The organism is Thalassobacillus devorans, from assembly GCF_011761345.1.
Lineage (GTDB): Bacteria > Bacillota > Bacilli > Bacillales > Halobacillaceae > Thalassobacillus > Thalassobacillus devorans.
This window is the reverse complement of record NZ_JAASRY010000004.1, coordinates 81414-107125: the sequence shown is the minus strand read 5'-3', so window position 1 is coordinate 107125 and position 25712 is coordinate 81414. Positions and strand designations below refer to the sequence as shown.

27 protein-coding genes are annotated in these 25712 nt (G+C 40.3%); 23 read left to right on the top strand and 4 right to left on the bottom strand.

All coding sequences use genetic code 11. The features are described from left to right. The first annotated feature begins 54 nt into the window (after window positions 1-54). From FHS45_RS13655 to phoU, 7 genes are all read left to right on the top strand, one after another. Window positions 55-2202: a peptidoglycan D,D-transpeptidase FtsI family protein gene (locus FHS45_RS13655; RefSeq protein ID WP_062446748.1), complete on the top strand. Its 2148-nt coding sequence runs from the start codon at window positions 55-57 to the stop codon at window positions 2200-2202. Window positions 2203-2357: 155 nt separating this feature from the next. Next, on the top strand, window positions 2358-3263 hold the full coding sequence (locus FHS45_RS13650) for a phosphate ABC transporter substrate-binding protein PstS family protein (protein ID WP_062446746.1): 906 nt from the start codon (window positions 2358-2360) through the stop codon (window positions 3261-3263). Window positions 3264-3397: 134 nt separating this feature from the next. Further along, a complete protein-coding gene (gene pstC / locus FHS45_RS13645; RefSeq protein ID WP_062446744.1) occupies window positions 3398-4318 on the top strand; it encodes a phosphate ABC transporter permease subunit PstC in 921 nt (306 codons plus the stop codon). Then, on the top strand, window positions 4318-5205 hold the full coding sequence (gene pstA / locus FHS45_RS13640; protein WP_062446742.1) for a phosphate ABC transporter permease PstA: 888 nt from the start codon (window positions 4318-4320) through the stop codon (window positions 5203-5205). The genes pstC and pstA overlap by 1 nt, the downstream gene beginning before the upstream one ends. Window positions 5206-5225: 20 nt before the next feature. Continuing rightward, window positions 5226-6032, top strand: coding sequence for a phosphate ABC transporter ATP-binding protein PstB (gene pstB, locus FHS45_RS13635; protein ID WP_181949551.1), 807 nt, complete (start codon window positions 5226-5228; stop codon window positions 6030-6032). A gap of 85 nt (window positions 6033-6117) precedes the next feature. After that, entirely contained in the window at window positions 6118-6876 is a 759-nt protein-coding gene (gene pstB, locus FHS45_RS13630) for a phosphate ABC transporter ATP-binding protein PstB (protein ID WP_062446739.1), read from the top strand. 28 nt (window positions 6877-6904) lie between these two features. Beyond that, window positions 6905-7564: a phosphate signaling complex protein PhoU gene (phoU, locus tag FHS45_RS13625; RefSeq protein ID WP_062446736.1), complete on the top strand. Its 660-nt coding sequence runs from the start codon at window positions 6905-6907 to the stop codon at window positions 7562-7564. Between the two features lie 83 nt (window positions 7565-7647). On the opposite strand, the gene FHS45_RS13620 is transcribed toward phoU, so the two are convergent. Together FHS45_RS13620 and FHS45_RS13615 are read right to left on the bottom strand one after the other, a co-directional pair. Further along, window positions 7648-8121, bottom strand: coding sequence for a hypothetical protein (locus FHS45_RS13620; protein WP_062446734.1), 474 nt, complete (start codon window positions 8119-8121; stop codon window positions 7648-7650). Further along, complete coding sequence (locus FHS45_RS13615) at window positions 8118-8429, bottom strand: hypothetical protein (RefSeq protein WP_062446732.1); 312 nt, start codon at window positions 8427-8429, stop codon at window positions 8118-8120. Before FHS45_RS13615 ends, FHS45_RS13620 begins: the two co-directional genes overlap by 4 nt. Before the next feature lie 184 nt (window positions 8430-8613). Between FHS45_RS13615 and rpmG the strand changes: the two genes are divergently transcribed. The 6 genes from rpmG to FHS45_RS13585 all read left to right on the top strand — a co-directional run bounded on the left by rpmG (window position 8614) and on the right by FHS45_RS13585 (window position 13881). Further along, complete coding sequence (gene rpmG / locus FHS45_RS13610) at window positions 8614-8763, top strand: 50S ribosomal protein L33 (protein ID WP_028783218.1); 150 nt, start codon at window positions 8614-8616, stop codon at window positions 8761-8763. A gap of 445 nt (window positions 8764-9208) precedes the next feature. Beyond that, window positions 9209-9766, top strand: a complete 558-nt coding sequence (locus tag FHS45_RS13605; protein ID WP_062446730.1) for a 5-formyltetrahydrofolate cyclo-ligase — start codon at window positions 9209-9211, stop codon at window positions 9764-9766. A 35-nt stretch (window positions 9767-9801) separates the two neighbouring features. Then, a complete protein-coding gene (locus tag FHS45_RS13600; RefSeq protein WP_062446728.1) occupies window positions 9802-10812 on the top strand; it encodes a ThiF family adenylyltransferase in 1011 nt (336 codons plus the stop codon). 104 nt (window positions 10813-10916) lie between these two features. Further along, entirely contained in the window at window positions 10917-11885 is a 969-nt protein-coding gene (locus FHS45_RS13595; RefSeq protein WP_148350149.1) for an L-lactate dehydrogenase, read from the top strand. Window positions 11886-11937: 52 nt separating this feature from the next. Next, the gene (locus FHS45_RS13590) at window positions 11938-12114 is read left to right on the top strand and encodes a hypothetical protein (RefSeq protein WP_157620209.1); all 177 of its coding nucleotides are present in this window, start codon (window positions 11938-11940) and stop codon (window positions 12112-12114) included. A gap of 216 nt (window positions 12115-12330) precedes the next feature. Further along, a complete protein-coding gene (locus FHS45_RS13585) occupies window positions 12331-13881 on the top strand; it encodes a rhomboid family intramembrane serine protease (RefSeq protein ID WP_062446724.1) in 1551 nt (516 codons plus the stop codon). Here FHS45_RS13585 and FHS45_RS13580 read toward each other — a convergent pair. Beyond that, window positions 13866-14741 carry a hypothetical protein gene (locus FHS45_RS13580; RefSeq protein WP_062446721.1) on the bottom strand — a complete coding sequence of 292 codons (876 nt, stop codon included), beginning with the start codon at window positions 14739-14741 and terminating at the stop codon, window positions 13866-13868. The two genes, FHS45_RS13585 and FHS45_RS13580, sit on opposite strands and share 16 nt — an antisense overlap. A gap of 85 nt (window positions 14742-14826) precedes the next feature. Between FHS45_RS13580 and FHS45_RS13575 the strand changes: the two genes are divergently transcribed. The 8 genes from FHS45_RS13575 to FHS45_RS13540 all read left to right on the top strand — a co-directional run bounded on the left by FHS45_RS13575 (window position 14827) and on the right by FHS45_RS13540 (window position 23433). Further along, on the top strand, window positions 14827-15876 hold the full coding sequence (locus FHS45_RS13575; protein ID WP_062446718.1) for a M42 family metallopeptidase: 1050 nt from the start codon (window positions 14827-14829) through the stop codon (window positions 15874-15876). 60 nt (window positions 15877-15936) lie between these two features. Next, window positions 15937-17391, top strand: coding sequence for a spore germination protein (locus FHS45_RS13570; protein ID WP_062446715.1), 1455 nt, complete (start codon window positions 15937-15939; stop codon window positions 17389-17391). Between the two features lie 75 nt (window positions 17392-17466). Then, window positions 17467-17679: a YqgQ family protein gene (locus tag FHS45_RS13565; RefSeq protein ID WP_062446713.1), complete on the top strand. Its 213-nt coding sequence runs from the start codon at window positions 17467-17469 to the stop codon at window positions 17677-17679. A 1-nt stretch (window position 17680) separates the two neighbouring features. Then, entirely contained in the window at window positions 17681-18640 is a 960-nt protein-coding gene (locus tag FHS45_RS13560; protein ID WP_062446712.1) for an ROK family glucokinase, read from the top strand. 306 nt (window positions 18641-18946) lie between these two features. Continuing rightward, a complete protein-coding gene (locus tag FHS45_RS13555; RefSeq protein WP_062446710.1) occupies window positions 18947-20869 on the top strand; it encodes an LTA synthase family protein in 1923 nt (640 codons plus the stop codon). Window positions 20870-20968: 99 nt separating this feature from the next. Further along, complete coding sequence (locus FHS45_RS13550; protein ID WP_062446708.1) at window positions 20969-21841, top strand: M14 family metallopeptidase; 873 nt, start codon at window positions 20969-20971, stop codon at window positions 21839-21841. A 123-nt stretch (window positions 21842-21964) separates the two neighbouring features. Beyond that, entirely contained in the window at window positions 21965-22633 is a 669-nt protein-coding gene (locus tag FHS45_RS13545; protein WP_229717883.1) for an ABC transporter ATP-binding protein, read from the top strand. Between the two features lie 11 nt (window positions 22634-22644). Further along, window positions 22645-23433, top strand: coding sequence for an ABC transporter permease (locus FHS45_RS13540; RefSeq protein ID WP_062446705.1), 789 nt, complete (start codon window positions 22645-22647; stop codon window positions 23431-23433). A gap of 46 nt (window positions 23434-23479) precedes the next feature. Here FHS45_RS13540 and FHS45_RS13535 read toward each other — a convergent pair whose 3' ends face one another. Further along, window positions 23480-23644, bottom strand: coding sequence for a DUF2759 domain-containing protein (locus FHS45_RS13535; protein ID WP_082412085.1), 165 nt, complete (start codon window positions 23642-23644; stop codon window positions 23480-23482). Window positions 23645-23816: 172 nt separating this feature from the next. On the opposite strand from FHS45_RS13535, the gene FHS45_RS13530 reads away from it, so the two are divergent. Continuing rightward, window positions 23817-24443, top strand: a complete 627-nt coding sequence (locus FHS45_RS13530) for an MBL fold metallo-hydrolase (RefSeq protein WP_062446703.1) — start codon at window positions 23817-23819, stop codon at window positions 24441-24443. Window positions 24444-24600: 157 nt separating this feature from the next. Continuing rightward, the gene (locus tag FHS45_RS13525; RefSeq protein WP_062446700.1) at window positions 24601-25686 is read left to right on the top strand and encodes an SAM-dependent methyltransferase; all 1086 of its coding nucleotides are present in this window, start codon (window positions 24601-24603) and stop codon (window positions 25684-25686) included. Window positions 25687-25712 lie beyond the last annotated feature (26 nt).

Below are 25712 nucleotides of genomic sequence, written 5' to 3'. Positions count from 1 at the left end.
TGGTGGAAAATGTTATAATAGTTGGGTGAATTTTGATAGGTAAGGGGGAGGACGATGGGGAAAAACAAAAAGAAAAAATCGCATCTTCCTTTAAGAATGAATATTTTATTCTTTGTGATTTTTTTACTATTCGCTTCGTTGATACTTCAGTTGGGCGTGGTTCAAATTTTATATGGAGAAGATGCTCAGGAAGAAATCAACCGAACAGAAAATACAACGATTCATACACCGGTGCCGAGAGGGAAAATGTTTGACCGTTATGGTCGTGTGATTGTTGATAATGAACCACTTTACTCGATTACTTATACCCCTCCTAAAGGGGTACAACCGATGGACCGACTTGCGCTTGCAGAAGATTTGGCAGAGTTTATCAGTATGGGGGATGAGGAAGAATTAAAAAAAATTGTCCGTGAACGTGACTTGAAAGAATATTTTTACCTGCTGAATGAAGAAGAAGTCAGAGAGCGGGTCTCACAAGAAGAAACAGAAGATTTATCTGGGGGAGAAGAATACCAGCTTATGCTGGATCGGATCACAGAAGAAGAAATAGATTCTATCCCATTCGAAAAATACCAGTTGATCGCAATAAAGAAAGAACTCGATCAAGCTTCTGCTTTGGCTCCTCATATAATTAAAAATGAAGATATAACCATTGAAGAATATGCATCAGTGGCGGAGCACCTGAATCAGCTTCCTGGAATAAACGTAACATCAGACTGGAACAGGAAGTATCCGTATGAAGGCACCTTCCGTAATTATATTGGAAGTATCACTAATGCTGAACAGGGGATTCCGAGAGCGAACCAGGATTATTATTTATCCCTTGATTATAGTCGTAATGACCGTGTTGGAAAAAGCGGCCTGGAAGAAAAGTATGAAAGTATATTAAGAGGATCAAAAGAAAAAATTCGTTATGAAACCGATAAGAGAAATAACATTGTAAATACCGAGGTGGTCAGAGAGGGGTCACGTGGTGATGATCTTGTTCTATCGATTGATATAGAACTCCAGCAGCAGGTGGATGAGATCGTAAAGAAGCGGTTGAAAGAAGAGATCGCCCGTCAACCTTATAAAAATCGGTTTCTCGAAGATGCTATGGTTGTTATGATGGATCCTAATACAGGTGAGGTTCTGGCGGTATCTGGAATGTACTACAACCGGGACAGGGAATCCGGTGAACCTGAAGTGGTCGATCATTCCTATAAAGCTATCCAGGCCCAGCATTTACCAGGGTCCACTGTGAAAGGCGCAACCGTTTTGATGGCACTGCAGGAAGGTGTCATGAAACCTGGGGAAACAATCTATGACAGGACACTGCGGATTAAAGGAACAAAAGATAAAAGTTCTTATAGGAATCTAGGGCCGGTAAGTGATGTTACTGCATTACAAAAATCTTCAAACGTCTATATGTTTTTGGCTGGGATTCGTATTGGTGGAGATACTTATATACCAAATGAACCGCTTGGGTTCAAGTCAGGGACATATGAAAAGTTTCTTTATTACTTCAACCAGTTCGGACTTGGTGTATCGACGGGGATTGACATGCCTTCAGAAGCTGTAGGAGTAGTAGGGCAAAACCCGGGGCCTGGTACTCAAATTGACTTGTTGATTGGTCAATATAACTCTTATACCACCATGCAGCTTGCACAATATGTCTCCACTATAGCGAATGATGGTTACCGGGTACGTCCACACCTGGTGAAAGAGATTCGTGAGCCATCAAATGACACGGAGCAACTGGGTCCGGTCAGAGAAAATATTAATACGACTGTATTGAATCGCATCGAAATGGACCAGGAATACATTGATCGTGTGAAGTTAGGTTTTCAATATGTCTTTCAAAAACAAGGTGGAACAGCATATGGGTCATATAACGATGTAGATTATAGTCCTGCCGGTAAAACAGGTACAGCAGAAAACATCGTAGTAGAAGAGGGTATTAATGGAGAAAAAGAACTTATCGATACTGAAAACTTGACGATGGTCGGTTATGCTCCTCATGACAATCCGGAAGTTGCTTTTTCAGTAGTAGTGCCCAATGTCGGCAAAGGTGTCAGTTCATCTATAAACAAAGACATTACAAAAGACATCCTCGATGCTTATTTCGAACTGAAAAAAGAACGCAGCGAGAAAGGGATAGAAGATGTTAATGAGAATCTCAATGAAGAAGAAGCTGAGGTGTCTGACAATTACGAAGAGTAATACCTAAATGGTATTGCTCTTTTTTTTGCGGCAAAATTTTATGATTTACACAATCTTTACAACAGCTTCATTCCAGTTTAAAAGTCTCGCTTTATTATTGAACATGTAGTTGGCCAAGCCAACCAAAAATAACAACCGATGTAGGGGGAAAAGAAATGAAGACTTTCAAGGTATTTGGATTACTATTTACACTAGTACTAATGATTGGGGTTCTCGCAGCCTGTGGAGGTTCTGGCGAAAATAACGAGCAAGCAGGAGGAGATTCCGGTGAATCATCCGGTTCTATCATTGTAGGCGGTTCAAGCGCTATGCAGCCTTTGATAGGAGCTGCTGCAGAACAATTCATGTCTGAAAACCCTGAGGTACAAATTGAAGTTCAGGGTGGAGGAAGCGGTACAGGCTTGAGTGAAGTAGCTTCCGGAAACTTTGACATCGGTAATGCTGACTATTTTGCTGAATCAAAAGATGATATTCCAGCTGATGAACTGGTCGATCATAAAGTTGCGGTAGTTGGAATGACTGCTGCCGTTCATCCGGAAGCAGGAGTAGATAACCTGTCAAAAGAAGACTTAAAAAAGGTTTTCACCGGGGAAGTTAAAAACTGGTCAGAAGTTGGCGGAAATGATCAAGAAATCACCCTTGTAAATCGTCCAGATGGTTCTGGCACCCGGGCTACGTTCAATGAGTTCGGTCTTGATGGAAAAACACCTGCAGAAGGAATTACAGAAGACTCTTCTAACCGAGTGAAACAAATAGTTGCAGATACACCAGGAGCTATCGGCTACTTGGCGTTCTCCTACTTTGATGATGAAGGAACAGTAACGCCGTTATCCATTGATGGTGTGGAGCCTAGTGACGAAAATGTGCAAACTGGAGAATTCCCTATTTGGGCTTACCAGCACAGCTATACCAAAGGTGAACCAGAAGGACTTACCAAAGAGTTCCTCGATTATATGATGAGTGAGGATATTCAAAATAATCTTGTGCCTGCACAAGGGTATATTCCAGCTACAGAAATGAAAGTGGAACGCGACGCTGAAGGAAACGAGACAGACAAATAAATAAAAGTATTTATTTTATAAGGGGATCCTAAGGGTTGATTAAGGGCATGGATTGCGAAAGGGAAAGTACGATCTTTCCTGAAAAGCAGAATGCCCGATCAACCCCTTTCCCGTGATTTTAGGAGGTTTATGTTATGTCCAAAGCCCAGAATAATGAGGCAGTGACGCATAGATTATTGAAAAAAAACCGTTCTTCGGCAAAAAGAAATGAAAGAACGGGTAAGATAATAGTTTTTACTAGTGCAGCAATAATTATTGCAGCGACCATAGCAATAACCCTATTCCTCGGTTATAAGGGGCTAAAAACATTTTTTGTGTTTGATATAGATATTTGGAACTTCCTGACTAGTACAACTTGGGATGGAACGTCCGAGAGTGGAGCATTTTCTTTCATTTTCGGTTCCTTCGCGGTAACTTTTCTGGCGGCATTATTTGCAGCGCCGATTGGAATAGGCAGTGCTATATTTATGACGGAGATTGCAAAAAAGTGGGGGCAAAAGGTATTACAGCCTGTAATTGAAATATTGGTAGGAATTCCATCTGTAGTATATGGACTTATTGGTGTCACTGTCATTGTCCCTTTGATAAGGAATCATATCGGGGGATTAGGATTTAGTTTATTGGCAGGAATGATCGTCGTTGGCGTTATGATCCTGCCAACGATCACTAGTATATCTGCAGATGCAATCAAAGCTATTCCAATTGATATCAAGGATGCAGCTTATGGCCTTGGTGCGACAAGGTGGCAAACTATTTACAAAGTAATTATCCCGGCAGCACTTCCGTCATTGATGACTGCCATCGTATTTGGAATGGCCAGAGCTTTTGGGGAGGCATTGGCAATCCAAATGGTCATCGGTAATGTAAAAGGACTTCCTGATTCTATTACCGATCAAGCAGCGACCTTGACTTCTATTATTACACTGGACATGCCCCATACCACGTATGGAAGTGTCCATAACAGTCTGTTGTGGTCACTAGGTCTTATACTGCTGGTTATGTCCTATGTGTTCATCATTATTATCCGAGTCGTATCCTCAAGGAGGAAAATATAATGAACAGGCGTATTACCAATAAATTAGCTACTATAGTTTTTGTTTTATGTGCAGCAATCATGAGCATCACCCTTGTTTATCTACTGGGATATATATTGACGAGTGGGCTATCCTATGTGGATATGGATTTTTTGACTTCCAATTCTAGTTCTTTTCAAGAAGGAGGAGGAATAAAAAATCAGCTATGGAACTCCTTCTATATACTTGTAGTAACGATGATTTTTTCTGTTCCACTTGGTGTGCTCGGTGGTATTTATCTAGCTGAATATGCTAAACCTGGCAAACTTACTAATGTCATACGAACCAGCGTTGAGGTACTTTCTTCTTTGCCATCTATCGTGGTAGGGATGTTTGGTTTGTTGGTATTTGTACAATACGCCGGGCTGGGCTATTCGATAATTGCCGGAGCCCTCGCTCTGACGGTATTCAATTTGCCAATTATCGTTAGGGTTACAGAAGACTCATTACGAGCAATTCCTGTAAAACAAAAGAATGCCAGTCTGGCTTTAGGGATCACCCATTGGCATACGGTTAAAACAGTATTAGTACCTGCGGCATTTCCGGGCATTCTTACCGGTGTGCTTCTTTCAGCAGGTCGAGTTTTTGGTGAAGCTGCAGCTTTGTTATTTACTGCAGGTTTATCGACACGTAACCTTGACTTCGGAACTTGGGATCCGTTTGATTCTACTTCACCATTGAACCCATTCCGTTCTGCTGAGACGTTATCTGTTCATATCTGGAAGGTGAATTCCCAGGGAATCATGCCCGATCTTGATGCAATTGCAAATGGGTCGGCCGCTGTCTTGATTATATTTGTATTGATTTTCAATGTTACCGCTCGCGTAATTGGAAATATGATATTCAATAAAATCACCGGGTCAAAATAAGGATGGTGAAAAGAATGGACATGGTCGAAAATAATATGAAAACGAAGCCATTAGATAAGAGCAAAGAAATTAACTCAGTCCCCTTGCTTCAATTAGATGAATTAAGCGTATATTATGGCGAAAACCACGCTGTTAAAAATGTCTCTATGCCAATTGAAGAAAACAAGGTCACAGCTTTTATAGGGCCATCAGGCTGTGGGAAATCGACTTTACTTCGTACTATCAATCGTATGAACGACCAAATTAGCATTGCCCGTTATGAAGGCAATATTGAATATGAGGGATTAAACTTATTAGAAAAAAATATTGATGTGGTTGCCTTAAGAAAAGAGATAGGTATGGTCTTTCAAGAACCAAATCCTTTTCCTAAACCAATCAAGGAGAATATCACACATGCTTTGAAATTCATGGGAATGAAGAAAAAGGACATGGAAGAAGTTGTTGAAAATTCTCTAAAACAAGCGGCTATTTGGGACGAGGTCAAAGACAGGCTTAAAAGTTCTGCTTTATCGTTATCTGGGGGACAGCAGCAAAGGTTATGTATTGCCAGAGCTTTGGCATTGAAGCCGAGGGTATTGTTATTGGATGAACCAACCTCGGCATTGGATCCTATATCCAGTGCAAAAGTAGAGGACCTGATCATCGAATTGAAAAAGCATTACACGATCGTAATTGTAACGCACAATATGGAACAGGCAGCTAGAATTTCTGATAATACAGCCTTTATGTATAATGGGGATCTTGTAGAATTTGGAAACACATCCCAATTGTTCACTAATCCAAAAGAAAAAAGAACAGAGGACTATATTTCAGGGAAGTTCAGCTGATTCAGTCCCACATTCTACGTCCCGGAAGTTTTAATTATATAATACCCTTTTTGTAAAAGGGAATGGTGTAAAGGAATGAAATAGCATGGACAAGTATTCTTATGAAGTTGAAAATATGAATTTGTGGTATGGAGAACACCAGGCTTTATATGAAATCAATATGAAAATTCCTAAAAACAAAGTTACAGCGATAATTGGTCCTTCTGGTTGTGGAAAATCCACCTTTCTTAAGGGTTTAAATAGAATGGTAGAGATGGTACCTGGAGTCAAGGTAGCTGGAAAAATCAAGTATAATGGAGAAGACATTCTCAACCCGAACTACCATCCAGAGGAACTACGTACAAAAGTCGGGATGGTTTTCCAGCACCCCAACCCTTTTCCGAAGTCTATTTATGAAAATGTGGCTTTTGGGGCTAAAATTCAAGGTATCCGGAATAAGTCTAAATTAGAGGGTTTGGTTGAGAAAAGTCTAAAACGTGCTGCAATTTGGGATGAAGTCAAAGATCGTTTGAACACGAGCGCAACCGGATTATCGGGTGGTCAACAACAGCGTATATGTATCGCTCGGGCAATTGCAAATGAACCTGATGTCATATTAATGGATGAACCTACTTCTGCACTTGATCCGATCTCCACGCTTAGAGTGGAAGAATTAATTCAACAGTTAAAAGAGCATTATACCATTATTATCGTAACTCATAACATGCAGCAGGCTTCTAGAGTATCTGACAAAACTGCCTTCTTCTTAAATGGTGAATTGGTTGAGTTTGATGACACGGATCGTATCTTTTCTAATCCTGGTGATAAACGTACAGAAGATTATATCTCAGGCAGGTTCGGTTGATTATAATTTGGAAGGGGAATATTTAACTATGCCTACTCGTGGACATTTTTCAGAGGAATTGAAAGACTTGAAAGCTGATATCAGGACGTTAGCCGAAGATACTAAACATGCCTTGCAAAAAGCAATAACAGCTTTGCATAACAGCGATGTTAAACAAGCGCATCAAATTATTGAAGAAGATAAAAGAATCGATAAAAAAGAGGAAGAAATCAATGAAAGAGTAATGATATTGATCGCCAAACAGCAGCCGGTGGCTACTGATCTCCGTAGATTAATTATCGCCATTAAAATTACAACTGACCTGGAAAGAATGGCTGATCATGCCAAGAATATATCTAAAGCCACGATTCATTTAGGTGAAGATCACCCTATTTCCATTCACCCCTCTATAAAAGAAATGGCAGAAGTGGCATTTGATATGGTAGATATCGCCAACAAAGCATATGAACATGAGGATATATCTTTTGCCCATAAGCTTTCTGAAATGGATGATATCGTGGATAAAAAGTACGGGGAAATGATCAAAGAATTGCTGGAGTTAACTGCCAATAATCCCGACCAAATCCAATATTTAATGCAGATGGCTTTTTCAGCTCGTTACATTGAACGTTTTGCTGACCATATCACTAACATTGGGGAAGAAATATTCTTTCTTATTAAAGGGAGATCTTATGATTTGAATGAATAACAAAGAGAAGGGCTGTATCTCATTGATACAACCCTTTTTTCTGGCTTGAATCTTCATGCTCTTTCAACAGAGCGATAGGCACTTCAGTTCGAAGTTATAAGTTTAGCTATTTCCTGGTAGGTCATTTCAGAATCAAGCTTGAATTGTCCGATCTGAAGGTTGCGGCTGTAACCTGCTTCATCTAAGTATTGTTTGAAATTCACCTTACTTATAATCAAGCCTTCTCCTACCAAAAATTCTGCAATGGTTTCTGAGTTCATCCCTGGCTCGATTTCAAGAGTAGTACTGGTAACTATATTGTCTTTAGGGGCGGAGTCCACCCTTTCATCATTAGTTAGGGGTGCTTGCTTCTTCTCTTTCAGTCCAAGCTCGTATTGGTTGTACAGCATTTCCTCTAATTCTGTTTCTTCTATTAATATGTGGCCTTCTTTAGGTACATCTTCAGTTTCTTCCTGTAAAGATTTTGCCTCGGGAAATCCGACAAAGTGCATGACTAGAAAATATACTAATGAAGATGCAAGTAAGCCAAGCGAAAAACCTCTTACCGTATTTTTCATGCCTTTCGCCTCGCAGAGCTTAGCTGGTTTAGATTCTTTAGGGGAGGATGGTCTGCTAATCCGTTCTTTGTGTTGTCACTTTGCAAAGGGTTTTCTTTTAGTGGCTCGTTTTCTTTAGCCGGCAGGGAGATGAGTAACTCTTCCTCTAAAATATTCACCTTTCGTTTTAATTTATAGCTTTCCTGTAGAGATGTAATCGATATTTGTTCCACCTCGTCTTCCAGTTGCTTCAAGCGATCATTCATAAAAAACGAAGCCAAGAATAAAAATAGACCGGTAATAGTTATGGTTATGAAGGCAATTATCATGTCGTTCACTCCTATGTAAGATACAGTTACATTTATATCACATACATCCAAGTTTTTCTACATGATCATTTAATACATTAATTTAATGGGAATGCTTGAAACGCCAAAGTAGTTCTGCTATTATAAATAAGTCTGATATTATCAAGTAGAGATATGAAACGAGATAGGATATGGAGGGATAAACATGCGTGTAAATATTACACTTGCTTGCACTGAAACTGGTGATCGCAATTATATTACAACTAAAAACAAGCGTACAAATCCGGAGCGCCTGGAGCTGAAAAAGTATAGCCCACGTCTTCGTAAATATACGCTTCATCGTGAAACTAAGTAAGCAGTAGGATATTTGATCCTACTGTTTTTTTATACCTAGGTCTGTTAAATCTCACGTGATGATTTTCAGCTAAAGCTCCCTTTAATTGAAGAATGAGGAAAGAGCGAGTTCTATTCACTATCAACTAAGGGATGTAGGACGCTGACTCAGGAAATACGTGGGTCCGTTAAGCCTCTTGATAGTTGGGTGGCGGGAAACGGTGAGACTCCCGTGGGAGAAGGATCCAGACGAGACCCCGCAGGGAGTGAAACGACCGAGGAGGCTCGGCGGCTCCCCCACAGGAAAGCGAACCGTTTCCCAGCCGCCCTTACTCCGGATTTGGTAACGGACCCCAGCTATCTCGAAATCAAGTCTTCGACTTTTCGGCCCTATTGTTGAATAAGCTTCTTGGAAGTCAAACCGGGTTATTACATACTTTAAATAGTTCCAGGTTAGGAGTGATCATATGGATAAAGTCCAATTAAGGGCGAGAGGTAAGCAAATAATGGCCAGTCTATCTAAGGAAGAAAAAGTATTGATTGAGCAGAAACTGGTAGATCAGCTCCTGCAATCGCATTTATATCAACAAGCAGATACCATAGGTATTACGATTTCTCAAAAGAATGAATGGAATACATCAGCTGTTATTGAAAAGTCCTGGGAACTAGGAAAAATCGTTGCTGTACCGAAATGTGATCCCAGACCACACCATTTACACTTTTATAAATTAGATGATTTCAATCAATTGGAAACAGTTTTTTACGGTTTGCAAGAGCCCAATCCGGATTTATGTGAACCTATAAAAAAGAGTGCCATTGACTTAATTATCGTACCTGGATTGTTGTTTGATATCCGCGGGTATAGGATTGGATATGGCGGTGGCTATTATGATCGTTATTTATCGGACTACCAGGGAAAGACGGTAGCTCTGGCTTCCAATGCGCAGCTTGTCGAGGCGCTTCCATATGAAGCATATGATATTCCGGTTGATCATTTGATAACCGAGGACGGTTTTGTGTATTAACAAGGGTAATCGCCTTTATGGTAGGAGGGAAGCGCATGCATAGTCGTTATTCAAGACAAATATTATTTCCGCCAATTGGAGAAAAGGGTCAGGGCCTTATTAGCAGGAAATCGGTCTTGATTGTAGGTGCCGGCGCCCTTGGTACAGTAGTCAGCAATCACCTTGTCAGGGCCGGTGTGGGTTTTATACGGATCGTAGACAGAGATTTTGTTGAGTTTAGCAACCTTCAGCGTCAAATGCTTTACACCCAAAAGGACGCGGAGGATATGCTGCCGAAAGCTGTAGCTGCTGAACATAGACTGAAAGACATCAATTCGGAAATATCAGTGGAAGGAATAGTAACAGATGTTACCGCTGATAACATTGAAAAATTGATGGAAGGCATCGACGTAGTAATAGATGGAACTGATAATTTTTCCACACGGTACCTTCTGAATGATGCTTGCTTTAAACTTGGAATTCCGTATGCATACGGAGGTGCTGTCAGCTCGAGAGGGATGACAGCATTGTTCATCCCAGGGAAGACACCATGTTTAAGGTGTGTTGTCCCGGATGGTGCAGGCAGTGGCCAGACTTGTGATACAGTAGGGGTCATTGCTCCGGTGGTTGATATGGTATCTTCTCACCAGGTGGTAGAAGTGATGAAATATTTAACGGACAACAAAAATGCTCTGAGAGGAGATTTATTAACGTTTGACATTTGGCAGAATCAGCAATTTTCCATGAAGCTGAAAAAACCGGCAACGGATTGTTCGACGTGTCAAACTAATAAATATCCTTATCTTCGTTCCGATGGTGATGAAGATTATAGCATTCTTTGCGGAAGGGATTCTGTACAGATTCACAAACAATCAGAGCTGGATTTACAGCTGTGGAACCAACGTCTCGCCTCCATTGCTAAAGTCAAAAAAACACCTTTCCTTTTGAAAGCTGAGTTAGATAGCGGTGAAACTCTAGTACTGTTTCCAGATGGACGGGTCTTGATACAAGGGGTGGAGGAAGTGTCTAGAGCAAAAACTCTATATGATCGGTTAATCGGCTCTTGAAGTTACTAAAGTTGTCATGATTTCAAACGCTTTCATTGATTGCAGAGTATGTGAAATGGTGTACAATCTAAAGTGTAAGGTTAGTTAACGAGGGGAGTGCTGAAATAATGGAAAGAGTAAATCGTGTTGCATTGATCGGGACAGGATTTGTCGGTTCGAGTTATGCTTTTGCTTTATTGAATCAAGGAGTAGCGGATGAGTTGGTAATGATTGATTTAAATAAAGATAAATCTGAAGGGGATGCTATGGATCTTAATCATGGAGTTCCATTTGCACCTGGCAGTAAAAAGATTTGGTTCGGGGATTATCAGGATTGCAAAGATGCTGACTTGGTGGTCATTACAGCTGGAGCGAACCAAAAGCCAGGGGAAACCAGACTGGATTTAGTAGAAAAGAACAGTAACATTTTCAAAGAAATAGTTACTGCTGTCATGAATAGCGGTTTCGATGGGATCTTCCTAGTAGCAACCAATCCTGTCGATATCCTGACGTATATGACTTGGAAATTTTCCGGATTGCCATCTCATCGGGTTATAGGTTCAGGAACGATATTGGATACAGCCAGGCTTCGCTACCTGTTAAGCGATTACTTTGATGTCGATGCGCGAAATATCCATGCCTATATCATGGGAGAGCACGGTGACTCTGAATTACCAGTTTGGAGCCATGCTAATATTGGAGGCAGATCTGTATTTGATCGCATCCATGACCGCCCAGACCAATACAAGGTAGAAGATCTTGATGATATTTTCGTCAATGTCCGTGACGCTGCTTACCACATTATTCAACGCAAAGGCGCAACATACTACGGCATTGCGATGGGACTGGTGAGGCTCACAAAAGCTATATTGCACAATGAAAACTCTATCCTTACAGTTTCAGCCTATTTAGAAGGGGAATACGGCGAAGAAGACCTGTATATAGGTGTTCCTGCCATTGTTAACCGGACAGGAATCCGGGAAGTACTTCACTTGAATTTAGATAACGAGGAGAAGGAAAACTTTAAAAAATCAGCTGCTGTTCTAAGAGAGACCATGGATCCTTTGGTTGATAAGTTTTTCGAGAATAAATAAGTTCTTTTGTGAAAACATAAAGGTATCCAATTGATTTTGAAGGGGTGTCTTTATGAGAGCTGTCGTTTCTACCATCATCGGTTTTTCCATATTACTGTTATTGTTGAAATATCGTTTTAAACTGATCAATCAACTGCTTGCTATTCAATTGATCAGAAAATTGGTCACCATTTTCCTCATTAATATCCCTGGTGTGAGAGAACGAATGTTTCGAGCCTCATCTTTATAAATATTAGGAAGGAAAGAATGCAGGGTCTGTAGCCGCCGAGCAATACCGGCGCTTCAGACTCTTTTTATATTCCTATGTAAGTTCATTTTGATTTTATAATTCTTCACTCTATCTTTGTTACCTTTTAATGGTTGGAAAAATTTTTTAAGAATATAATCGTTGGATTTCTACCATATTCTAGACCATGATATGATAAAAGGAGGAAGGAGCCGGGCTATGTTTATTGAGGAAGAATTTTATTTTTGGCAGCTAACTCATGACTTGGTGGTCAACCAGGGGTTTGATATCCTCCATGTCAATGAAATGACCAGTGAAGTGTGGCTGGAAAAACAAATAAATCGTAAAAATCATATAGTTAGGCTGTATCGCTCCCAATTTGATTGGTCGAACCATATAAAAAAAGACATTGCTCGTATCAACCAGCATATTCAGAAGAATAAGCATATGTTTGTGGGAAAGGAAATAAATGTCCACGCTGTTTATATTTCAGAATATAGTCCTGTTGATGAGTGGGATGGTCTGGTCCGCCCATTGAAAGTAAAAGGGAAGAAAGACATGTACCTGACAGTGCATTATTTAGATCGGGCTGAGCGAGAGATAAAGCTTGGCAAATTATATGAAGCGTTGCAGCTTGCTCCGTTACCTCAACAGCCTGAACCCATAAATACAGATATTCATGAATTAGAGGCAGAGGTCGAACACCTGAAACAGGAGATATTATTTCAGCGGGACAAAAGTAGAAAAGAACAAGAAAAATTGTTCGATTATGGGAAACCTTTCATGACACGTGTACTTTTAGTTATCAACATTGCTGTATTTCTATATATAGAGATGAATGGACAAAGTACTTCAGTAATGAATTTAATTGAATATGGTGCTAAATATAATCCCGCTATTATCGAAGGGGAATGGTGGAGGATTGTGACTTCTATGTTCATCCACATCGGGATGCTGCACCTATTTATGAACATGCTTGCTTTGTATTACTTAGGTATGGCAGTAGAAAAAATATATGGTACGGTCCGTTTTACTTTCATATATTTATTAGCTGGAATTTTCGGTGGCGTTACCAGTTTTGCATTAAATCCTCAAGTTGCAGCAGGAGCATCAGGAGCTATATTTGGGTTGTTCGGTGCATTGCTATTTTTCGGCATCAAGCACAAACGCATTTTTTTCCGAACGATGGGGCGCAACTTGTTATTTATTATTGGTTTGAATGTCGTCCTGGGGCTATCGGTGCCTCAAATTGATAATGGAGCTCATATGGGCGGATTGGCAGGAGGTTTTATTGCCAGCGCAATCGTGAACCTGCCAAAAAACCGCCAGCCCTTATGGCAAATTATAGCGGTGGCAGGTTATGTGGCAGCCCTTATATCATTAGCACTTTATGGCTTTATACAGGCAGATAATCAACACCATACAGCGGTGGATGTAGAGATGTCGAATTCTATGCTGGTAGAAAACAGATTTGATGAAAGCATTACCTATACAACACAAGCTTTAGAAAAGGACGGCGACTACACTTCCTATTTACTTTTCAATAGGGCCGTTGCCTATTACGAAACCGGCGAAATCGACAAAGCCCAGTCTGACTTGGAGCAAGTGGTTGAGCTAGAGCCTGATATGGCAGAAGCACACTATAACCTGGCATTGATTTATCGTAATAAAGGCGTTAATGAGAATGCTATAGCCCATGCAAAAAAGGCGAAGGACCTTCGTCCTTCCAATGAAGACTTTGAAGATTTGTACAATCAATTAAATGAATAATATTGAATCAACTGTTCCTTTCTTCCTTGGTCATCTTCAAAAAGAACTAGTAAATGGTCAGCTTTTTTGGAAAATAGAATCAAAGGGATATAACTTTGAATCGGATGCCCTGTTGATTTTTCATCTGTGATTCCAAGCACGTAATTTTTATAGAGCCCTTCCCAGAGCTGGCCAAGAATTCTTGTTGTATCCTCTTTTGATACACCTGGAATCGTTTGATTCTCATATTTATATAAGTCAGTCAATGGGACAGCCTCATATTCTTCTCTCGGGATATTAAAGTGTGCGATCAACTCGTCCCATTGGTAATCCAGTTGCTGTTGGATAGAATGGTTAATGGTTTTAGTCCATTCTTTATCTTCTTCCGTTTCGGGGGTATGAAAGCTCTCCAACGGTGTGTGCGGGGAGTCTACGACATATAATTGATCATAGGAAAGTGTTTGGATGCTTTTGATTACATCTTCCGGGTAATGGATTTCCCCATGGTGAAAAGTAATTGCCTGGTAAAGGCTTGTATCTTCGCCGTGAAGATCAGAAGACTGTTCGATTTTCTGTCCATTCTCCCGCCATTTGTTCAGAATACCTTTCAATTGGCCATTCACATATAATAACGACAAGTCCTGTCTTAAATACATCGGCTCATTACTTTCTGATATGCTTTCCCATTTTACTTCGTATTCGTCAGCATCCTTTTCAGATTCAAAACTTAATCGAGTCTCTGCTTTCAGAAAATTTTTCGTTTCATCGATGGGGAAATACTTGATGACGTTTTCTGTATCAGTTCGGAAAGATTGGTATAACATTACAACCAGAAGGAATATTGCCAGTACCATTATTGTTGCCCATACATATTTCTTCATATGCTCGTCCCCTTTTTAATCAGACGCCTTTTTACATGTTATATGAGTGAAAAAAACATTTATGCTACTGAATGGAGGAATAATGATGCAAAAAAATATTAATCATATGGTGAACTATTTGAAGGAACTGGTTAGCATTCCAAGTCCATCCGGGGATACGGAAGAAATTATCCGTTTCTGTGAAAATTTATTGAAGATGCATCAAAAGGTAGAAATGACAACTACCAATAAAGGAGCATTGCTTGCAACGATTAGAGGAAATAATGATCAAAAGCAACGGGTTTTGACCGCACATTTGGATACATTGGGAGCAATGGTGAAAGAAATAAAATCCGATGGGAAAATTCGTTTATCAATGATCGGCGGGTTTAAATGGAATAGTGTAGAAGGTGAGTATTGTACGATACATACGATGGAGAATGAAAGTTATACAGGTACTATACTGATGCATCAGGCCTCTGTCCATGTTTACCAGGGTGTGGAAAAAGAGAAACGTGATGAGCAGAATATCGAAGTAAGACTGGATGAACAAGTGGGCAGTAAAGAAGAGGTTGAAGCTTTGGGTATCAATGTAGGGGATTTCATATCCTTTGATCCGCGTTATCAATACACAGATAGTGGCTACATAAAGTCCCGTCATTTAGATGATAAAGCGAGTGCCGCAATTTTACTGCATATGATTGAAGAGATTTCAGAAAATGAATTAGAAATTCCCTATACTACCCATTTCTTCTTTTCCAATAATGAAGAAATCGGTTATGGTGCCAATGCAAGTATCCCGCAGCAAACGGTAGAATACATTGCCGTTGATATGGGGGCAATCGGTGACGGGCAGACTTCAACAGAGCATGATGTGTCTATTTGTGCAAAAGATTCAAGCGGTCCCTACCACCTTGGATTAAAAAAACAGCTGGTCCGCCTTGCAAATAGTAATAAAATCGCTTTTCAAGTGGATATCTATCCTTATTACGGTTCAGATGCTTCCGCCGCAATACGGGCCGGATTTGATATTAAACATGGACTGGTAGGTCCGGGAATTGATGCCTCTCACTCTTTTGAAAGAACGCATACCGATTCGTTATGGCACACGTATCAATTACTGATGGCCTATATACAAGCACCCATGATTAAATGATGAATCATTCTTCTTTGTTAGTACAAACTACCATTATCAGCTGTTGATAAGGGTGGTTGGATGAAAGAGAAACAGCAGTTATTTTCGGAGTATAAGAAAAATATAGACTATCTGCATGATTACTTGGGGATTGAAAAGAGCTTTGATCTTATTCAACTGGATGTACATTATGCCGAACGAAACATGTCGTTATTTATGGTGGACGGCTTTGTTAAGGATGAAATTCTTAACCGTCTCATGGAGTTTTTAGCCGAGCTGGAAAGCGAACATTTAGACCCGGAGCCACTAGAAAACCTTTTAAAACGTTACATTCCGTATGTAGAACTGGAACAGACGGATGATTTGAACGATGCTGGTGATAAAGTGTTGGCGGGTCCTACCGCTTTGGTGGTCGAAGGGTTGGACGTTGTTTTACTGATTGACGCCAGAACCTATCCTGTTCGAGGACCGGAGGAGCCGGATTTGGAACGGGTGACTCGTGGTTCAAGGGACGGATTTGTAGAAACGATTGTATTTAATACAGCATTGACGAGACGCAGGGTAAGAGATCGCAGTCTCCGGATGGAATATATGCAGATTGGCCGACGATCACAGACAGATATCTGTTTATGTTATATAGAAGATATAGCAGATGACAGCCGGGTGGAGTACTTAAAGTCTATTTTGGACAAAATCGATACCGATGCGCTACCAATGGCAGAAAAGACGGTTGAGGAATTTTTAAGTGGAGAACATTGGAACCCCTATCCGAAAATCAGGTATACCGAACGCCCTGATACTGCTGCGGCACACTTATATGAGGGACATGTGTTAATCATGATCGACGGTTCACCTAGCGTGATGATAACGCCTGCCACTTATTGGCATCATTTGCAGCATGCAGAAGAATATCGCCAGAAGCCAGTCGTAGGGGCTTATCTACGATTTGTCCGCTTTTTTGCTGTGCTTGCATCTATTTTTATTTTACCGCTTTATTATTTGTTTTCGATATCACCAGACATGCTTCCTGAAGCATGGAGTTTTATTGGCCCAGCAGAAGCGGCTGCCATTCCACTGATCGCCCAGTTTTTAGTAGCAGAGTTTGGTATTGACATGTTGAAAATGGCGGCTATTCATACCCCTTCTTCGCTAGCTACGGCTTTGGGGTTGGTAGCAGCCATACTGATTGGCCAGGTGGCAGTCGAGGTTGGCTTATTTACTAATGAAGTTGTCCTTTACCTTGCGATAGCAGCAATCGGAACCTTTACTACTCCGAGTTATGAATTGAGTTTAGCTAACCGGATGGTAAGAATCGCTTTATTAGTAGTTACAGCATTATTTGGATTGGCAGGGTATGTAATAGGGATCACGGTGTGGTTATTGAACCTTGTGCGGATGAACACATTTAAAACCCCATATTTCTGGCCATTTTTGCCTTTTAATGCAAGGGCAATGCGAGATGTGTTAATTCGATCACCAATTCCGTTGAAAAACCGCCGCCCTGCCTTTTTGCACCCGAAAGACCCGGACAGATAAAATTGTCCGGGTCTTTTCGTTAGCCGATATTTCAATTCTAACAACTGATTGATATAATACATACAGGTGATGACGATGAAAACAATTTATGACATTCAACAACTGCTGAAAAAATTTGGCACCTTCATTTATATAGGGGATCGATTAGCTGATTTAGAGTTGATGGAGGAAGAAATAAAAGAACTCCATCAGTCCCAGTGTATGACCAATGAGGATTACCAAATGGCAATTTTATTGCTAAGAAGTGAAGCGGCCCGGGAACGGGATAGACAAAAAGGGAGAGAATAATATGCAAAAGTACTACATAGGAGCAGATATCGGCGGGACAACTATAAAAATGGCTGTGATCACAGAACAAGGCAGCATTCATGATAAATGGGAAATACCCACCAACCATGAAGATAACGGTGAACGTATTCCAGAAGAAATAACTGTTTCATTAAAAGAAAAATTACCCCAGTTGAACATCCGGATGAGCCAGGTACTAGGTTTAGGTGCGGGTGCCCCTGGCTTTGTCGATACGGAGATGGGCTTTGTTTATCAAACAGTGAATATCGGCTGGAAGGACTTTGATCTGGCTAAAATATTGAATAAAAAAACAGGTCTGCCTATTTTCGTCGATAATGATGCGAACCTGGCAGCATTAGGAGAAAAATGGAAAGGCTCCGGTGAAGATGCTGATAATTTAATAGCTGTTACACTGGGGACAGGTGTTGGCGGTGGCATCGTTGCTAATGGTACTGTTATAAATGGAGCTAACGGTACTGGTGGAGAAATCGGCCACATAACTGTAATACCATCAGGCGGGGCAAGCTGCAACTGTGGTAAAACGGGCTGCCTGGAAACAATTGCTTCCGCAACGGGGATTGTCAGACTTGCAAAAGAAGCTATAAAAAGAAACCCTGATTCTATATTAAGCAATTATTTCTCACCTGACGATCCTTTGACTGCAAAAGAAGTTTTTGACGCGGCAGCAGAAGGTGATAAGGAAGCGAAAGAAGTTTTGGCCTATGTAACAGATATACTAGGCATGACAATTGCGAATCTTGCAATTGCCTGCAATCCCTCCAAAATAGTCATTGGCGGCGGTGTTTCCAAGGCGGGAGAGAAATTACTCATTCCTTTGAGGGAAACTTTTGATAAGTATGCGTTACCTCGTACAAGCGAAGCTTGTGAATTTGCTATAGCCGAGCTCGGAAATGACGCAGGTGTCATCGGCGGTGCATTTCTAGTTAAACAAAATATATAATGATGGCATCTAAGAACAGGGCTGTAAAAAAGGCAGTCCTGTTTTTACATGTAATACCATATATGGCCATTGCTTTTCTGTATGGTATCGATTATAATTTTCTTTTAGCCAGATATGATGTAGACATTCATGTAAAGCGTTTGTAACCGAACGGTAAAAAATAAATGAAACTTTTCTGGTACAATAGTCGTCATATTAAGAGATAGGTTTAATATGAATGATAAATGGATATTGTAAAATACAGGTGTGTTTCGTGTGAAGCTTATGTAAACATGAAAGACCTGGAAGGTTGAGGAGGATATAACCATGCAAGCATCAAAATTCAAAATACCTTTATTTATAATTGCTACTGTATTATTTGGCTTGAAGACATATATCGTTTATAAATATATGTTTAACCTCTCTATTGAAAATACAATGCAGGAATTGATTCTGTTTTTGAACCCATTTGTAAGTGCTTATCTGGTTTTTGCCATAAGTGTATGGCTTAAGCCTAGAAGACAGATGAAATATTTGCGGTGGACGATGGTTATCGGTACATTGGTCCTTTACCTGAATCTAGTATTCTATCGTAACTTTACTGATTTCATTACTATCCCGGTGCTATTCCAGGGTAACAATGCCGCTGATTTAGGAGGCAGTTTGCTTTCACTGATGCACGTGCCAGATATTTTCTTGTTTCTGGATATAGCTATCGTTTGGTTTTTGAGTAAGCGCACTACACGATTTGCTGTTGATTTTCCAAAGGCAGGGAAGATTGCAGCAACGGCTGTTACTTTTCTATTGTTGACAGCCAATGTCGTTTTGGCTGAAATGGAACGGCCAATGTTGTTCGTTCGTGCTTTCGACCGCGAATATTTAGTGAAAAACATCGGAATTTTCAACTACCATGCATACGATGCAACAATGACTACCAAGACAAAAGCACAGCGTGTATTAGCTGATGGCAGCGAAGTGAAAGAAATCGAAACGTATATGCGTGAAAATACAAGTAATGATGAAAAGACTGACCTTTTCGGTATTGCTAAAGACAAAAACGTTATATTTGTATCAGTAGAATCAATGCAGAATTTTGTGTTGGATGAAGAAGTTAACGGAAAAGAAATCACTCCTTTTATGAATGACTTAAAAGAGAGCAAGGATACGATCTTCTTCCCTAACTTTTATCACCAGACAGCACAGGGGAAAACATCTGATTCGGAATTTCTCGTAGAAAACAGCATGTATCCTCTTCCTAGAGGGGCTGTATATTTCACTCATGCCAGTAATGAATATAATTCCTTACCGGAAATCTTGAATGAAGAAGATTACTATACTTCTGTATATCATGCCAACAACAAGAGTTTCTGGAACCGTGATTCCATGTATGGCAATATTGGTTATGATAAGTTTTTTGATGAGCAGTCTTTTGAAGAGAATGAAGAGAATTCATTTGGTTGGGGACTGGAAGATAAGGCGTTCTTTGAACAATCGATTAAGTATCTAAAAGAACAGGATCAGCCTTTCTACAGCAAGTTTATTACCTTGACGCACCACTTCCCGTTTGAGTTACCGGAAGACAAGGCTAATATCGATAAGTATGATTCGAACTCCAGGACACTAAATAATTATATGCCGACAGCCCGGTATACAGATGAATCATTAGAGGATTTCTTCCAGCAGCTGAAGGATGCCGGTTTATATGAAGATTCCATCATTGTGTTAATGGGTGACCACTATGGTATCAGCGACTTCCACAATAAAGCGATGAGTCAATTCCAGGGGAAAGAAATAGATGGCTATCAGCATGTGCAGAACCAGCGTGTACCATTTATGATTCATATCCCTGGATATGACAAAGGGAAGCAATATGATAAAATCACTGGTCAAATTGATGTGAAGCCAACACTATTGCACCTGATGGGAATCGACGAAGGAAACGACCTATCGTTTGGCACTAACATGTTCGCTGAAGATCGCAAAGACTTTATAGCCATGCGTGATGGAAGCTTTGTTACGGACGAATATGTTTACAAAAGCGAAGTATGTTACGATCGGGAAACAGGCGAACCAATTGAGGAGACAGCAGAAGAATCACCTTGCGCACCTTTCCAGGAAAAAGTAGAGAAAGAGCTTGGATACTCTGACAGTCTTATCTATGGTGACCTGCTTCGCTTCTACAACTTCGATGATGGCAAACATCAAACGAAAGAAGAAGTAGAAGAATTGGAAAAGTCAGCAGATCAATAAATTTGAATCAGTATAATTTTGATGAAAAAGGCACCCATTGGGGTGTCTTTTTTTATAATGAAGTAAGCAGTCAGTAAATAAAAGGGAGAGAATAGGGGAATGGAAATATATGATTCTGATATGCTTTACAATGATTTAGCTCATTTTAAGTACATTGAATCAGTAACTTTAGAAATTATTGGCGAGACAGTTTTAAAGAAGCCGATCTATTCCGTCACAGTTGGAGAGGGACCTTTTTTAGTGCATTGGAATGCTGGTTTTCATGGTAATGAGTGGATAACATCCAAAGTTATAGTGGATATCCTCGGTGAAATGGTGGAAGCTCTGGAAGAAGAAAGAGAACTGGAAGGCTTTGAGTTGAGGACGATCTTTGATCAAATCACCCTGCAGGTCGTTCCTATGGTTAATATGGATGGTGTGGACTTGGCGATTCATGGCTTGGAAAAGGCGGGAGGGTATACCGATCTTGTTCTTAATTGTAACCAGATCAATAAAACCTTCACTTCATGGAAAGCAAATATCCGGGGAGTAGATTTGAATAAACAGTTTCCTGCCGGTTGGGAGGTTGAGAAGGAACGTAAGCCTGCGCAGCCATCATTCAGAGATTTTCCAGGCTATGCTCCTCTTACGGAGCCTGAGGCAAAGGCAATGGCTGACCTGCTAAAAAACAATGATATAGAAAGAGTCTTAGGTTTTCATTCCCAGGGTGAGGTCATTTACTATGGGTATCAAAATAAACAGCCGATGAATTCACAGAGGGTTGTCGAAGATTTTCAAAGGGCAAGTGGATATGAACCGATTTGTACCGTTGATAGCCATGCCGGAATGAAAGATTGGTTTATTGACAACTATAGAAAGGAAGGATATACGATAGAAGTAGGAAAAGGAATCAATCCCCTGCCGCTATCACAATATACATCTATCTTGAATAAAGTTCGACCGATTGTTTTGCTATCTCTATTACCCAGCTAAGCATTATCTTCTATTATCATGTTTGCACAAAGAAACAATCGGCCATAAAAGCATGAAGATGGATAACCTTATTAATGGAAAGTTGGTGAAAAAGTGGAACATCCTGTTTTTCAATTCCAAAATGTGAGTGATGATATCCTCCATAATATGAATTTCGAAATCAGCACTAATGAAAAAGTTATCTTGTTTGGACCTTCCGGAGCGGGAAAAAGTTCTTTATTGTTTTTGTTCAACCGATTAAGAGATCCTAAGCAAGGAGATATCAATTACTATGGCAAACCGGTAACGGAATATGAAATTTCACAGTTGCGACGGAAAGTCGGTCTGCTGTTACAATCCCCGAATTTATTTCCAGGTACAGTATTAGATAATTTAAAGTATGGGCCTTCATTATGCGGCGAATGGAATCCAGATGATGCTAAAAAGCTGCTGGAATATGTTCAACTTCCAGAGAGTTATTTAAATCGAAATGTAGACCAGCTATCTGGTGGGGAACAACAACGTGTTTCCCTGGGCCGTACATTGGCCAACTCCCCTGATGTACTGTTATTAGATGAGCCTACAAGCGCGTTAGATTATCGCACCGCAGAAGAAATAGAAGAAGTATTGGAAAGACTGATCGAGGAGCATCAGTTGACAATGATTATGGTCACCCATGATTTGAAACAAGCTAAAAGGCTTGGTGAAAGAGGGTTATTCCTCATGGATGGCGAGCTTAAAGAGGATGGTGACATCGAATCCATGCTGACAGAACCGGAGACAGAAGAGTTGAAAGAATTCATACAAGATTAGGAGAATGATATATGGAACCGGAAATATCTAATCAATCGTTACTGTTTTTGGTTATTTTTGTACTTGTGCCATTGACACTATCTTATTTTTATCAACTGGGCATGAGCAAAGACATTCTTTGGTCTTCTATACGTGGGACGGTGCAACTGTTTGCGATCGGCTACATATTGACTTTCCTCTTTGACCTGAATCCGTTTATGGGTATTCCATTGATGTTGTCTATTATGATTATCATAGCCACCTTCCATGCATGGAATAAAGGAAAAGAGCTGCCTCATGCTTTCCTGGTGATTTTACTTGGATTAATAATAGTAGAAGTAAGTGTATTAACGCTTTGGCTGGCTTTTGATATGGTAGCGTTTACCCCGTCTGAAGTAATTCCAATGAGTGGAATGGTCATAGGGAACAGTATGGTGGCAATGGGGCTTGCGCTGGAGCGGATGAAAAGTGAATTCACGGAAAACAGTGGTCGCTTAATGGCGGCCCTGTCCCTTGGAGCGAAGCCGAGCCAGGCTTCTCACTTAATTGTGACAAAAACACTCAACGCAGCTTTGATTCCGAATGTTGATCGTCTGAAAACAATCGGGCTCGTACAGCTGCCTGGCATGATGACTGGGTTGATTCTCGGGGGTGTCGCTCCGGTAATGGCCATTAAATATCAGCTTGTTATTTCCTTAAGTATTTTTTCTTCCGTTTCATTAAGTGCTATGTTTGTAACCATGGCAATGTACCGTTATTTCTTTAATAAAAATGATCAGTTATTGGAAAATGAAGAGGAACTTCGCAATCAGCAAAAATAAAACGAAAAAACCTTGCCACTAAATAGTGACAAGGTTTTGTGTTATCTTATCCAAATAACCGTACGTAAATCGTCATGACAGAGAACCAGCCGAAAATTAATGCTGAAGCTCCTGCAAACATTACTGCAAAGAAATTTTTCGTTTTCAATTCGCGGAATACGGCAAGTACGCAAAGAATTGCGACTAGTAAAAGAATGATAGCTGTTACCAAACTCAGCACCCCCTAAACCCTTCACTGTGTAGTATCCATAGCTTAACGTTGGATGTTATAATGGCTATGTAAAAACCTTTTCATTCCTCATACATTTTATAGTATGGAGTAGAATTTGTCGAGTTATTCTATAAGAATTTTAATAAAACATTGCAAAGGAGTCAATAGGCTTATGGAAATTGTGCAAATGCCCCTTGGCCCGCTTGGGACGAATTGCTATATCGTATCTAATGACGAAAAGGATTGTCTGATTGTTGATCCAGGTGGAGATAGCAGGCAATTGATTGATTACCTCACCAAACGTCATTTAAAACCTGTTGCTATCGTTTTGACGCACGCTCATTTTGATCATATAGGCGCGGTTGATGAGGTAAGGGATCAATTCAATATCCCTGTGTATGTACACAAGGAGGAAGCTGACTGGTTGTCAGACCCTCAGTTAAATGGATCAGCTTTTTTTCAAATGGGATCTGTCGCAGCTCGGAGAGCAGAAAGAATGATCGAAACAGGTGAAAGGGAAATCGATTCTTTCAAGTTTGAGGTGAGACATACGCCAGGACACTCTCCAGGAAGCGTGTCGCTGGTTTTTGAAGAGGAAGGATTCGTCATAGCAGGTGATGCATTATTTCAGCGTGGTATCGGTCGTACGGACCTTCCTGGCGGAGATATGAATACTTTGCTTAATAGTATTAAAAATCAATTGTTTACACTTCCGGAAGGTTTGAAAGTTTATCCTGGTCATGGTCCAGCTACTACAATTGGTGAAGAAAAACGGGAGAACCCATTCGTGGGCCTTTAAAAAGGGCAAAAAAAGATCCTTCTTGAAAAATCAAGAAGGATCTTAGGGGGGATGTGCTCTGCTCTTTTGTTGGTTAGGGATAAAAGTTAAGCTACTATAAGTAATTATAAACGATATTATCACTATGTCAATAGTGTAAATTACAAAGGGGAAGGTAATGAAAGACATTTTAAGAGCATTAATAAAAGACCACCCGAAACAATCGATTGGGTATGATACATTCATTGAATACTCGCTCTACCATGAGGAATACGGTTATTATCAAAAAGATGGGGAGAAGGTAGGAAAGGAAGGTGATTTCTACACCTCCAGTATGATCCATAATGTTTTTGCCCATATATTTGCTGATTATTTTTATAACACAAGCAGCAGGCTGAACATGCCATTAGCCATTTGTGAAATTGGCGGGGGAGATGGGACATTTGCCCGTGAGGTGATTAATCGCCTAAGCCAGACAACTAAAGATTTTACCTATCATCTGATTGAGAAAAGCCCCTATCATCGTGAAAAAATTAAGGAAGGAACAGACACCGCCCATTTATTTTTATATCGTCATTTAGATGAATTCAAAGCCAGAAACCCTTATTTCGAGGGGATCATCTTCTCCAATGAGTGGCTGGATGCTCAGCCCGTAAAAGTGGTGGAGATAAAGGATGGTATACCGTTGGAAATCCGAATTGAACTGGATGAAAATGAGGACTTTATAGAAACATCCTATCCATTGACTGAGGCATTAGCTGATTTTGTAAAGACTTACAATCTTCCTTTAAGAGAAGAAGGTCAACGCATGGAAATTCCTGGCTATATGGTAACATTTGCAAAGGAACTGGACAGCATGTTAAATAAGGGAGTTATTGTGACAGTAGATTATGGTTATAGGAATGCGGAGTGGCAACATCCTGCTCGAAAAAAGGGGAGCCTTAGAGGGTATTATCAGCACCGGCTTATCGATGATGTGCTTCAGTCACCTGGGATGATGGATATAACTCATCACCTGCACTGGGATGTGTGGAAAGAAATCGGAAGGAAAATGGGATGGGAAGACGGTTTCATTCTTAAACAAAATGAGTTCCTCCTTAAATCAGGAATTATGGATGAGCTGATTACCCATACCAATCCTGATCCATTTTCGGAAGAAAGTAAAAAAAATCGTGCTATTCGTACTTTGATAACAGGAGAGGGGTTTAGTGAAGCTTTCGATGTGGTTATACAAGCTAAAAAAGTGTCTATTCCCGCTCTATAAAGAACCAGAAAAAAATCTGTTATCCG

Coding starts and splice junctions, on each gene's coding strand:
- rpmG (WP_028783218.1), top strand. CDS start 8,614: ATGCGTGTAAATATTACACTTGCTTGCACTGAAACTGGTGATCGCAAT.
- FHS45_RS13590 (WP_157620209.1), top strand. CDS start 11,938: ATGAGAGCTGTCGTTTCTACCATCATCGGTTTTTCCATATTACTGTTA.
- phoU (WP_062446736.1), top strand. CDS start 6,905: ATGCCTACTCGTGGACATTTTTCAGAGGAATTGAAAGACTTGAAAGCT.
- FHS45_RS13555 (WP_062446710.1), top strand. CDS start 18,947: ATGCAAGCATCAAAATTCAAAATACCTTTATTTATAATTGCTACTGTA.
- FHS45_RS13560 (WP_062446712.1), top strand. CDS start 17,681: ATGCAAAAGTACTACATAGGAGCAGATATCGGCGGGACAACTATAAAA.
- FHS45_RS13565 (WP_062446713.1), top strand. CDS start 17,467: ATGAAAACAATTTATGACATTCAACAACTGCTGAAAAAATTTGGCACC.
- FHS45_RS13650 (WP_062446746.1), top strand. CDS start 2,358: ATGAAGACTTTCAAGGTATTTGGATTACTATTTACACTAGTACTAATG.
- pstB (WP_062446739.1), top strand. CDS start 6,118: ATGGACAAGTATTCTTATGAAGTTGAAAATATGAATTTGTGGTATGGA.
- FHS45_RS13580 (WP_062446721.1), bottom strand. CDS start 14,741: ATGAAGAAATATGTATGGGCAACAATAATGGTACTGGCAATATTCCTT.
- FHS45_RS13570 (WP_062446715.1), top strand. CDS start 15,937: ATGAAAGAGAAACAGCAGTTATTTTCGGAGTATAAGAAAAATATAGAC.
- FHS45_RS13620 (WP_062446734.1), bottom strand. CDS start 8,121: ATGAAAAATACGGTAAGAGGTTTTTCGCTTGGCTTACTTGCATCTTCA.
- FHS45_RS13585 (WP_062446724.1), top strand. CDS start 12,331: ATGTTTATTGAGGAAGAATTTTATTTTTGGCAGCTAACTCATGACTTG.
- FHS45_RS13575 (WP_062446718.1), top strand. CDS start 14,827: ATGCAAAAAAATATTAATCATATGGTGAACTATTTGAAGGAACTGGTT.
- FHS45_RS13525 (WP_062446700.1), top strand. CDS start 24,601: ATGAAAGACATTTTAAGAGCATTAATAAAAGACCACCCGAAACAATCG.
- pstA (WP_062446742.1), top strand. CDS start 4,318: ATGAACAGGCGTATTACCAATAAATTAGCTACTATAGTTTTTGTTTTA.
- FHS45_RS13530 (WP_062446703.1), top strand. CDS start 23,817: ATGGAAATTGTGCAAATGCCCCTTGGCCCGCTTGGGACGAATTGCTAT.
- pstB (WP_181949551.1), top strand. CDS start 5,226: ATGGTCGAAAATAATATGAAAACGAAGCCATTAGATAAGAGCAAAGAA.
- pstC (WP_062446744.1), top strand. CDS start 3,398: ATGTCCAAAGCCCAGAATAATGAGGCAGTGACGCATAGATTATTGAAA.
- FHS45_RS13605 (WP_062446730.1), top strand. CDS start 9,209: ATGGATAAAGTCCAATTAAGGGCGAGAGGTAAGCAAATAATGGCCAGT.
- FHS45_RS13655 (WP_062446748.1), top strand. CDS start 55: ATGGGGAAAAACAAAAAGAAAAAATCGCATCTTCCTTTAAGAATGAAT.
- FHS45_RS13600 (WP_062446728.1), top strand. CDS start 9,802: ATGCATAGTCGTTATTCAAGACAAATATTATTTCCGCCAATTGGAGAA.
- FHS45_RS13550 (WP_062446708.1), top strand. CDS start 20,969: ATGGAAATATATGATTCTGATATGCTTTACAATGATTTAGCTCATTTT.
- FHS45_RS13615 (WP_062446732.1), bottom strand. CDS start 8,429: ATGATAATTGCCTTCATAACCATAACTATTACCGGTCTATTTTTATTC.
- FHS45_RS13540 (WP_062446705.1), top strand. CDS start 22,645: ATGGAACCGGAAATATCTAATCAATCGTTACTGTTTTTGGTTATTTTT.